General features: G+C 74.3%; 11 protein-coding genes. 7 read left to right on the top strand and 4 right to left on the bottom strand.

What is annotated here, in order from left to right; translation table 11 throughout:
* Positions 1–293 precede the first annotated feature (293 nt).
* Positions 294–683, bottom strand: a complete 390-nt coding sequence (locus D5H75_RS39020; protein ID WP_119931654.1) for a hypothetical protein — start codon at positions 681–683, stop codon at positions 294–296.
* A 250-nt stretch (positions 684–933) separates the two neighbouring features.
* Here D5H75_RS39020 and D5H75_RS39015 point away from each other — a divergent pair, with 250 nt between their 5' ends.
* Together D5H75_RS39015 and D5H75_RS43850 are read left to right on the top strand one after the other, a co-directional pair.
* On the top strand, positions 934–1,473 hold the full coding sequence (locus tag D5H75_RS39015; protein ID WP_340137789.1) for a TetR/AcrR family transcriptional regulator: 540 nt from the start codon (positions 934–936) through the stop codon (positions 1,471–1,473).
* 269 nt (positions 1,474–1,742) lie between these two features.
* Positions 1,743–1,946, top strand: a complete 204-nt coding sequence (locus D5H75_RS43850) for a DUF5999 family protein (RefSeq protein ID WP_119931652.1) — start codon at positions 1,743–1,745, stop codon at positions 1,944–1,946.
* Here D5H75_RS43850 and D5H75_RS39005 read toward each other — a convergent pair.
* Complete coding sequence (locus tag D5H75_RS39005) at positions 1,915–2,526, bottom strand: alpha/beta hydrolase family protein (RefSeq protein ID WP_119931651.1); 612 nt, start codon at positions 2,524–2,526, stop codon at positions 1,915–1,917. The genes D5H75_RS43850 and D5H75_RS39005 overlap by 32 nt on opposite strands.
* Before the next feature lie 90 nt (positions 2,527–2,616).
* On the opposite strand from D5H75_RS39005, the gene D5H75_RS39000 reads away from it, so the two are divergent.
* Complete coding sequence (locus D5H75_RS39000; RefSeq protein ID WP_119931650.1) at positions 2,617–2,961, top strand: hypothetical protein; 345 nt, start codon at positions 2,617–2,619, stop codon at positions 2,959–2,961.
* A gap of 276 nt (positions 2,962–3,237) precedes the next feature.
* On the opposite strand, the gene D5H75_RS44465 is transcribed toward D5H75_RS39000, so the two are convergent.
* A complete protein-coding gene (locus tag D5H75_RS44465) occupies positions 3,238–4,242 on the bottom strand; it encodes a tetratricopeptide repeat protein (RefSeq protein ID WP_277950007.1) in 1,005 nt (334 codons plus the stop codon).
* Between the two features lie 150 nt (positions 4,243–4,392).
* Between D5H75_RS44465 and D5H75_RS38990 the strand changes: the two genes are divergently transcribed.
* The 4 genes from D5H75_RS38990 (at position 4,393) to D5H75_RS38975 (ending at position 8,486) form a co-directional block, all read left to right on the top strand.
* Entirely contained in the window at positions 4,393–4,587 is a 195-nt protein-coding gene (locus D5H75_RS38990; protein WP_119931649.1) for a helix-turn-helix transcriptional regulator, read from the top strand.
* Positions 4,577–4,957, top strand: coding sequence for a hypothetical protein (locus D5H75_RS38985; protein ID WP_119931648.1), 381 nt, complete (start codon positions 4,577–4,579; stop codon positions 4,955–4,957). Before D5H75_RS38990 ends, D5H75_RS38985 begins: the two co-directional genes overlap by 11 nt.
* 117 nt (positions 4,958–5,074) lie before the next feature.
* Positions 5,075–6,538 (top strand): serine hydrolase domain-containing protein, encoded by a 1,464-nt coding sequence (locus D5H75_RS38980; protein ID WP_119931647.1) that lies wholly within the window; start codon positions 5,075–5,077, stop codon positions 6,536–6,538.
* Between the two features lie 871 nt (positions 6,539–7,409).
* Positions 7,410–8,486, top strand: a complete 1,077-nt coding sequence (locus D5H75_RS38975) for an SDR family NAD(P)-dependent oxidoreductase (protein WP_202638948.1) — start codon at positions 7,410–7,412, stop codon at positions 8,484–8,486.
* A 331-nt stretch (positions 8,487–8,817) separates the two neighbouring features.
* On the opposite strand, the gene D5H75_RS38970 is transcribed toward D5H75_RS38975, so the two are convergent.
* Positions 8,818–9,327: a pyridoxamine 5'-phosphate oxidase family protein gene (locus tag D5H75_RS38970; protein ID WP_119931646.1), complete on the bottom strand. Its 510-nt coding sequence runs from the start codon at positions 9,325–9,327 to the stop codon at positions 8,818–8,820.
* Positions 9,328–9,387: the final 60 nt, after the last annotated feature.

Genomic DNA, 9,387 nt, shown 5'->3' with positions numbered 1-9,387 from the left:
TTACCAGCCTCGCCTCGCTGGTCAAACCAGCGAGATCGAAGACGATCAGTCGGTGGGGTGCGAACAGCTTAGCCAACCTCGGGACCACTCGATCCCGGGCGCCTGCCGGAGATCCACCGAGGTAGGCCCTCGTGTTGATCACCGGCGTTGTCCGCGAGCAAGAACTCTACCCCCTCTCCGGGGTGCTCCAAACCAGATCTCGAAGATCGACCGGAAGGAATTTCCCGGACGCGGACGAGCCCGCCTCCGCGCGGGAGACGGGCTCGTCGATGAGAGCGGAAGGCGGGGTCCGGTCAGGCCGCCAGGCGGGGCGTGCGCGCGATGCCCTGCAGGCGGTGCGTCTCGCGCAGCGTGCGCAGCCGGCTGACCTCGTCGGTCCACAGCTTGCCCTCGGGAGTGGCCCGCGCCTTGCGCCGCCGGATGCGGTCCTCGTACGACTTCGGTCCGTACGTCGCGCGCGCCGCGGCCTCGGCGGCGCGCAGGGCGTCGGTGAGCGCGTTGTCGAACTCCAGGCCGAGCCGGCGCAGCTCCAGCGGGGTCAGGGACTCGCTCTGACCGCGCCGCAGGGCCTCCTCCGCCTCCCTGGCCTTCTGCAGCAACTGCGGGAAGGCCTTGCCGAGCTCCAGGTCGGCGAGGTAGCGGACCTCCGACTCTCTGCTGACACGCGGGCGGAAGAACGCCATCGCCTGCCCCTCCTTGCTCACTTCGGCGGCGCCGCCGCGGTCGGGCGGGCACGCCGTACTCGATCTCTGCTGGGAAAAGCCTACGGCCCGGGCACTCCCCCGCCATACCGGGTCGGCCCTCGCGCGCCCGCTCGTGTCGCGTCCGGTCCCTCACTGTGAGGTCGGCGGCTTCCGTCGACACTTCAGTTGATCAGAGTGCCGTCGGCCTGGCGGCTTTACGAAGTAAGCCTCGGGCTGCAAGATGATCCGCATGCCTGCGAAGCGCCCGCCCGTGCCGCTCAGCCGTGAACGCATCCTCGACGCAGCCCTGCGCATCGCGGACGGACAGGGACTGGGGCGGCTCACCATGCGCCGTCTCGGGGACGCTCTGGAGGTGGAGGCGATGGCCATCTACCACCATTTCCCCAACGGCAAGGAGCAGCTCTTCGACGCGCTGACCGAGTACGTGACGGCGATCGACGTGGAGACGCCGACCGACGCGCCGTGGCGGGAGCGGATCGCCGCTTGGTGCCGCGCGAGCCGTGCCCAGTTGCTCGACCATCCGGGCGTGCTCAGCCTGGTCACCACCCGGCCGCCGCGCGGCGCCGCCCGGCAGGCCCTCGACCGGCAACTGGAGATCCTGGCCGACGCCGGGCTCGCCGACCCGGCTCAGGCGCTCTACTCGCTGCGGTCCTACCTGCTCGGCAGCGTGTCCGTCGACCTGCAGGACCCCGAGCGGCCGCGCGGCGACGACGCCTTCGAGCGCGGGCTCGCGGCCATGCTCGGCGGGATCGCCGGCGGGCGCGGGTAACCGCACGTTTATCAATCGGTCGGCGTGTCGAGCCGTGTCCGTTATGGTCCGTGCCGCACGCTTGTGTTGTGGGTCACAGTGAGATGGGACCACTCGCAAATCGTCCAAACGGGCTATGTCCACGAACTTGTAAGAAGCCACAGACTTGGGACCGCCGCCTGAGGTAGACCTGAGTGCACTCCCCCCGATGGCACGGGGGGCGCCGGCTCACAGCCGCGCCGGCGACGTCCATGTGAAACCCGACCAGCAGAAAGACCGGAGGCACGCCGATGTGCCCGCACGAGCCGCGATGCCCGTCCGCGGAGGCGCCCGACCGCGAGGCCGCCCGCACCGTTTCCGCTCACCCTGAGCAGGGATGGAGTCTGTTGTGCAACGGCGTCGTGCTGTTCGAGGACACCGGTGAGTTGTTGCCGAGCGGCGCGGTGATCGCCCCGCATCGGCCTACCGACGTGCTCGTTCAGTCCGCCGCCTGACGACCAGCCACTCCCCCACGACCTCGCCCACCCGGGCGGGGTCTTTTCGCAGATCGTGGGTCTCCCCCGGCAGCACCACGAGTTCCGCCACGTCATCCGCGTCCGGCACCCCGAACGGATCGCGGTCCCCGTTGACCACCAGCACGTCCACGCCCGCGCCGCGCAGTTCGTCCGCGCGCGAGCGCTCCGGTCTGCCCGGCGGATGCAGCGGGAAGGCCAGCGCCACCACCGCGTCCGCGCCCAGGGCCCGCGCCGTACGGCAGGCCACCCTCGCGCCGTTGCTGCGCCCGCCCAGGACCAGGGGCAGGTGTTCGTACGGCTGGCGCAGGGTCTTGACCAGGGAGATCCACGCCTCGTCCTGCTTGGCGGCGTTCCCGGGCGCGCGGGCCCCGCGGACCCGGTACGGCTGGAGCACGCGCGCGACGGCGACGCCCCGCGCGGTGGCCGCGTCGCGCACGGCGAGCAGGTCGGCGGAGTCCACGCCGCCACCCGCGCCGTGGGTGAGCACGAGCAGCGCCCGCGGGTCCTCGGGCACGTCGAGGAACGCCTCGGCCGCGCCGTACGGGGTGTCGATCTCCATGGGGTCAACCTAACGTCCCACCCGGGGGTGACCCGGCACCTGGCTCCCCAGAACGATGTACGGCGCGGCGCCCGCTGCGAACCTTGTCTCGTGCCGGAGAACTCACTGCGCCGGGACCTGCACGCGGTCGTCGAGAGCCGCCGCGAGCTCGGGCCCGACTACGAAGACGCGCTCATCGACTCGTTCCTCGACCGGATGGACCACGCCATGGACCTCCGCGTGAGCTCGCGTGTCCAGGCCGAGCTGGGCCGCCACGCGCCACGGCGGCTGGACGGGGCGGCGTGGCTGGCGATCACGTCCATGCTCCTGAGCATCCCGCTCACGGCGATCGCCGGAGGCACGGGCGGCTGGCCGGCCACGCTCGCGGTGTGGGCGGGGATCCTCGCCCTCAACGCGGTGTACGGGATGAGCCGCCCGCCCCGCGCCGTCCGCTGACCGCCCGCTTCCGCCGTACGTCGTCCCGCCGTGCCGCCACCCGCACGCCCGGGCGACCCCACCAGCCGTGCGGCGGAAGCGGGCCCAGACCTCGTGAGCCCGTTTGGCGGAATGGTCCGCCTCGGGGTCGTCGTCCAGGCGCCGCCGGGCCGACGCGATGATCGGCGGGTGCCCGGACATGTCGTCATTCGTCCCGCGCATCGCCTCCGCGAGCCTTCGATCCTCGCCCGGGCATGCCCTCCGGCGTACGGCCTGAGCCCGGGCGGGCCGGTCGGGTCAGGAGGTCTCGGGGGGCGGGGCGTGGGCGGCCTGGAGGGCGGGTGTCCAGACGTAGTCGTCGAGGTCGCCGGTGGAGTAGAGCGTGTCGAGGGCCGCGAAGAGCTCGTCGGTGAGGGCCGGGAGGGTGCCCGAGGAGGCCGCGAGCTCGACGTAGTCGTGCCACCAGGGGCGGGGGCCGTCGTCGAGGCCGCGGCGGAGGCGGCTGTGGACGTCCTCGGCGACCTCGGGGTCGGGGTGGTCCAGGCCGTGGTGCCAGGCGTCCTCGGCGTCCTCGTCGCGGCCGCGCAGGGGGAGCGTGCGGGCGAGCAGTTCGATCGCCAGGGCGGTGGTGGCGGGGTCGGCCTCCTCGTCGGCGGCGGCCTCGGCCAGGTCGCGGCAGGCCAGCTCCAGGTGGGCGATGCCGGCGAGGGTGCGCAGCGAGGCGTGGTCGGCGACACCGGGGATCTCCAGGGCGGAGCGCACGATGCGCAGCGCCTCGCCCGGGTCGTCGTCCTCCAGGAGCCGTTCGGCGAGCTGCCGCGCGGCGAGACCCGCGGCCCGGGGGTCCCGCGTGGCCACGGCGGCGCGGAGGGGCGCGTCGACGTCCTCGTCGGCGCCGGTCTCGGCGGCGAGCCGGGCCAGGGCCAGGTGGGCGGCGGGCAGGTAGCGCGGGTCGCCGGCGCCGACCACGGCCTGCCAGGCGGCGCGGGCCTGGTCGGGCAGGTCCTCGCGCTCGAAGCCGCGGGCCAGGATGTAGGCGGCCTGCGCGGCGTATTCGGACCGGCCGGTGGCCAGCGCGGCGCGGGCGGCCTCCCGGGCGCCCTCGAAGTCGCCGCGCGCGTCGCGGACCACGGCGAGGCCGACGGCCGCCTGGGCCCGGCGCGGGGTGTCCGGATCGGCGGCGATCTCGGCGAAGAGCCGCTCGGCGGCCTCCAGGTCCCCGCTCTCCGCGAGCTTCCTGGCCTGCTCACAGCGGTCGGCGTCGCCCGTCTCCGCCTCGGTCTCCTGGGGAGTGGCCGTCATGAAGGTCCTCTCAGGTCCTGCGATTTCCCAGAGCCTAACGAGTTTTCGGCGCGATCGGGCGACGACCTGCCCATGTAAAGCTCGCTTGACATCGGGGCGGTGTCAAGGTTACTTTCCATGTGCGGTCGGATGTAAAGGAGGCTTTCCATTGTGGACAACGACGTCAGGGAGTTACGCACCGCGGCGGGCCTCTCCCAGCAGGCCCTCGGGGAGCGGCTCGGCGTCTCCCGGCAGACCATCAACGCCATCGAGCAAGGGCGATACGACCCCTCGCTCCCCCTCGCGATCCGGCTCGCCCGGTTCTTCGGCCGCGCCGTCGAGGAGGTCTTCCACTGTGACGACTAACCGCTGGTTCTTCCCCGTCTTCTGCCTCGTGCTGGGCCTGCTCATGGGCGTGCCCACGATGCTGCGCGGCGACGTCGGGCTCGGCATCGCGTTCGTCGCGATCATGGTCGGCTACGCCGCGATCCTGATGCTGACGCGGCGGCGCAGCGAGACCACCAGCATCCTCAGCGGGGAGCTCTCCGACGAGCGCCACAAGCTCAACGAGCTGCGCGCGCGGGGCGCGACGGCCAACGTGCTCGCGCTGGTCACCGTAGGCGGCTTCCTCGTCCAGGTCTGGCGCGGCGAGGACGCGACCGCGTTCGCCGCCCTCGGCGCCGTCGGCGGTCTCACCTACATCGCGGCCCTCGTCTACCACTCCCGGCGCGGCTGAGCCCGAGCGGGAGGCGCCCGCATCCGAGCACCTCGGCGGTCGGCCCCGGTCGCCCGGTCAACCCCACCCGACGCGTCCTGGTCGATCCATGCCCGGACGCGCGAAGGAGGTCATCCCATGTTCCGGAAGCACCCGAGCCCGCCCCGCACCCGCCGGCTCGCCGCGGCGGGTCTCGCGGGCCTTCTCGCGGGGGCGCTCGCCTTCGCCGTGGCCCCGGAGCCGCCGCGGCTCGGCCCCTCCGTGACGGGGGACGCCGCGCTGGCCCAGTCAGTCCGTGACGCGGCCGGGCCGGAGGGCCACCTCGGCCTGTCCGTGGCGCTGGCCGAGAACGGCACGGTGCGCACGGCGGGCCTCGGCTCCGCCGGCGGCGACCGGCCGGTGACGCCGGCCACCCGGTTCGAGATCGGCTCGGTGACCAAGACGTTCACCGGCATGCTGCTGGCCGGCATGGCGGCGAAGGACGGCCTGGACCCTCGGTCACCCGTGCCGGGGCTGAGGCGCTCGATCACCTACGAGGAGCTCGCCGCTCATCGATCGGGCCTGCCCCGGCTGGCCCCCGGGTTCGGGACCGTCGCCCGGAGCGCGGTCGCCCGGTTCACCCACGGGAACCCCTATCGCGGGGAGGACGCCGCCGCCGTACGGCGCGGCGCCCGCGAGGCGCGGCTGTCCGGGCGCGGGAAGGTGGCCTACTCCAACCTGGGCATGGCGGTGCTCGGGCACGCGCTCGCCGAACGCGCGGGCATGCCGTACCCCGACCTGCTGAAGGGCCGGCTGCTGGAGCCGCTCGGGATGCGGGAGACCGGCGTGTGGCCGCCGTCCGGGGACCGGGCGCGGGGCTTCACCGAGGCCGGGCACGAGGAGGACCCGTGGATCGGCGACGGCTACGCCCCGGCCGGGGTCGGCCTCTGGTCCACCAGCGGCGACCTCGCGCGCCTGGCGGTCGCCGTCCTGCGCGGCACCGCGCCCGGTGCCGCCGCCGCCACGCCGCGCTTCACCGAGAGCGAGACCACCCGGGTCGGCTACGGCTGGTTCACGACCAGGACGGCCCGGGGCGAGGTCACCTGGCACAACGGCGGGACCGGCGGGTTCAGCTCCTACGTCGGCCTCGACCCGGCGACCGGCCGGGCCGTTGTGGTCCTGGGCAACACCACCAAGGGCGTGGAGTACATCGGGCTGCGCCTGCTCGGCCACGACGCCCCCGCGCGTTCGGCGGGCGCCGGCGCGGTCCTGCCGATCGCGGTGACCGTGTTCTTCCTCCTGATGGCCGCCGTCCCCCCGGTGGAGTTCGCCCTCCGCCGGAAGGTCTCCCCCGTCCGTCCCGCCCCCGACCGGCTCGGCCTCCTCAGCACCACGGCCGGCGCCGTCTTCGCCCTCCTGCTCGCCTGGCTCGTCGGCGCATGGGAGACCATGCCCCCGGCCATCTTCGCCCTCACCGCCGCGATCACCGCCGCCGCTGCCGCCCTCGCCCTGTCCCGCTGGCCCGGCCTCCCCACCGCCCGCACCCGCACCCGCCGGATCACCGCCACCCTCGGCCTCCTCGTCTACGCCGCCCTGACCACGGCCCTCCTCCTCGCCAACTGACCCACACCCTCCCGGGCCCGCCTCCTCGACCTCCTGCGGCGGACCCGGCAGCCCTCGCCTGACGGGCCGACCTCGCCGGGAGCGGGCCAACGGCGCCGGCGTTGACGTCCGCGCCAACGCCGGCGCTGCTCATGACGGCGACACTGACGACGGGCGGGTGACACTGTCGCCGGCGGGTGGCCGTGATGGAGGAACCCGCTCCGGCTCCGGCGGTGGTGCCGGCGGGGCGGGGCCGGGCGGCGGCAAGCCGCTGACAGGAGCGTCGGCGCTGCTGGGAACGGTTACGGCGGTGCTGGGGATGACCGCGACGCCGATGCCGGAGATGACGGCGGCGATGACGATGACGGCCGCGCTCGCACTGGGTCGCGGTGGCACAGGCGCTGGTGGCGGGGTGCGTTGGGTGGCGGCGAAGCGATGCCGGTTGCGGCGGCGCTGACGACGCTGCCCCCGGACGTGCCGGACAACCACCCGGACATCCCCGGTAAGGAGTGGCCGGAGGAACAGCTCCCCGGCCGCGGCGAGGACGGTGCTGCCGGGGTCGCACGACCGGCGGGTGCCGGACAACGGCGCGATCGTCTGCGCCGGAGCGGGAAGCGCCTGGATCCACGGGGTGGGTTCGCCGCCCACGCCGAGGGCTGGTGCCCGCGATGTCGCGGCGGTGGCGGCAGTCGCTGGGGCACTCGCACCGGCACTGGGGGCTTCTCCTCCTTGGCGGAGGGCGCCTCCTTCTAGTGGCCGATCTTCGCGGCCGATGGCAGGCCGGGGACGGGGCGACCTCGGCTGGAGACTGGGCGAGCCGGACGGAGCGGCCCTGAGGCAGGGCGCGACGCCGGTTTTTCGAGCACCGAGATCGAGCACGAGGACCCACGTGATGACGCAGGAATCCGACCCCATGCCCCGGCGCGACGACGACACCACGAGCACGGACGGCACCGGCGACGGCGCGGGCGGCACGGCGGAGGCCGCCGGCTCCCCGCGCGGGAGGAAGGGCCGGCGCGGCGAGGACGAGGGACGGCGGCGCGGCCGGCGACGCTTCTTCGGGCTGGCGGCCGCCGCGGCGGTGGGCGCCACCGGGTTCGCGGCGGCGACCACGATCCCGCCGTACCTCGCCGCGACGCCCACGGCCGCACCGCCGTACACGCCGAGGCAGGGCAGGTTCGCCGGCAAGGTCGTGCTGATCACGGGGGCGACCTCGGGCATCGGGGAGGCGACGGCGCGGGCGTTCGCGGCGGAGGGCGCCAGGGTCGCCTTCTGCGGTCGCCGGGCCGACCTGGGCCGCCGCGTCGAGCGGGAGATCCGCGCGGCGGGCGGCGAGGCCCGTTACCTCCAGGCCGACGTCCGCGACCCCGAGCAGCTCCGCCGCTTCGTGGACGGGACGGTCGCGGCGTACGGCAGGCTCGACATCGCCTTCAACAACGCGGGCATCACCAAGACCGGCCCGCTGCACGAGATGAGCCTGCGGGACTGGACCGACGTCCAGGACACGAACGCCCGTCATGTCTTCCTCGCCATCAAGTACGAGGTGCCCCACCTCCTCCGCGCCGGCGGCGGCGTCATCATCTGCACCGCCTCGGAGTCGCGCCGCCCCGGCGGCGTCGCGTACACCGCGAGCAAGCAGGCCATCAAGGGCATCGTGGAGGCCGCCGCCATGGACTACGGCCCGAAGGGCATCCGCGTCAACGCCATCTCGCCCGGCACCACCGACACCGCGTTCGTCCGCCCGCCCGGCCTCCCCGGCGCGCTCTGGGAGTCCTTCAAGCGGGCCTGGGGTCCCCGCAACGTGTCCGCCCTGGGCCGCATGGCCACCCCGCAGGAGATCGCCCGCGCCGTCCTCTCCCTGGCCACCGACGACTTCTCCTACATGGCGGGCAGCAACGTCCTGGTCGGCGGCTCCCCCTTCGGTGGCTCCCCGATGAACATGCCTCCGGGCTTTCCCGCCGCGGCCTGACCCACCCGCCCGCCAGACCCCACCCGTCCGGTCTCCACCCGTCCAGTCCCCGCCCGTCCAGTCCTCGCTCGTCCGGTCCCCGCCCGTCCAGTCCTCGCCCGTCCCGTCCTCGCTCGTCCGGTCCCCGCCCGTCCGGTTCCCGCCCGTCAGAACACCGCACCGGGGACACCGGCCCGTGCGGACACCGGGCGCGAGGCCGACCCGGGCCCGCGCCGTACGGCGGGAGCCAAAGCGACGCCGCGCGGGCCGCCGAGGGCACGCTGCCGCTCCGCCGCGGAAGGGGCACGCACGCCCCGCTCTTCGCGCGACGGGAGGCGCGCGGAGAGCGGGGTCAGGCGCCGGGGAGATAACGGGTCTGGGTGAACGTGCCCTTGGTGAAGGCCAGGATCTTGGCCGGGGTGACGGTGAAGACCAGCGCCCGCCCGCCGTCCTCGTGGGCGAACCCGGTGCCGGTCGCCTGGAACCGCCATCGGCCGTCCCACTTGGCGCTCCAGGCGGCGGCCAGGCGGGCGAGGGCGGCCGGGTCGGTGACGCGGACCGCCTCGCCTTCCACCACGACGTCCAGGCCCCGGTCCCAGTGGCCGTCACCCGTGGTGAGGACCACATGGGGGTTGGCGGCGAGGTTGAAGGTCTTCTGCTCGGCGGGGCCGGTGCAGAAGTGGAGGGCGTCGTCGAGCCACACGGCCACGAGCGGGGTCACGTGGGGGCGGCCGTCGGAGCGGACGGTGGTGATCCAGAAGAGCTGCGCGTGTTCCAGGGCCTCCCGGGTCACGGGCCAGGGCGTCGCCTGGGTGCCCGGGTCGCTGAAGCGCTGGTCGAGCCGCGGAGTCGGGTCGGTCATGGCCACTCCTGTCGCTGCGGGCACCGGCGGAGAGCCTGAGCGGCGCACGCGTCCGTCCTC

The organism is Bailinhaonella thermotolerans (assembly GCF_003594875.1).
In the GTDB taxonomy this organism is placed as follows: Bacteria; Actinomycetota; Actinomycetes; order Streptosporangiales; family Streptosporangiaceae; genus Bailinhaonella; species Bailinhaonella thermotolerans.
Note: the sequence above shows the minus strand (reverse complement) of the source record. Positions and strands in the feature narration are given on the sequence as shown.

What these genes read in the sequence shown, in the direction of transcription:
- D5H75_RS38975 (WP_202638948.1), top strand. Translation starts at nt 7,410, where the DNA reads ATGACGCAGGAATCCGACCCCATGCCCCGGCGCGACGACGACACCACG.
- D5H75_RS43850 (WP_119931652.1), top strand. Translation starts at nt 1,743, where the DNA reads ATGTGCCCGCACGAGCCGCGATGCCCGTCCGCGGAGGCGCCCGACCGC.
- D5H75_RS39005 (WP_119931651.1), bottom strand. Translation starts at nt 2,526, where the DNA reads ATGGAGATCGACACCCCGTACGGCGCGGCCGAGGCGTTCCTCGACGTG.
- D5H75_RS44465 (WP_277950007.1), bottom strand. Translation starts at nt 4,242, where the DNA reads ATGACGGCCACTCCCCAGGAGACCGAGGCGGAGACGGGCGACGCCGAC.
- D5H75_RS38980 (WP_119931647.1), top strand. Translation starts at nt 5,075, where the DNA reads ATGTTCCGGAAGCACCCGAGCCCGCCCCGCACCCGCCGGCTCGCCGCG.
- D5H75_RS38970 (WP_119931646.1), bottom strand. Translation starts at nt 9,327, where the DNA reads ATGACCGACCCGACTCCGCGGCTCGACCAGCGCTTCAGCGACCCGGGC.
- D5H75_RS39015 (WP_340137789.1), top strand. Translation starts at nt 934, where the DNA reads ATGCCTGCGAAGCGCCCGCCCGTGCCGCTCAGCCGTGAACGCATCCTC.
- D5H75_RS39020 (WP_119931654.1), bottom strand. Translation starts at nt 683, where the DNA reads ATGGCGTTCTTCCGCCCGCGTGTCAGCAGAGAGTCGGAGGTCCGCTAC.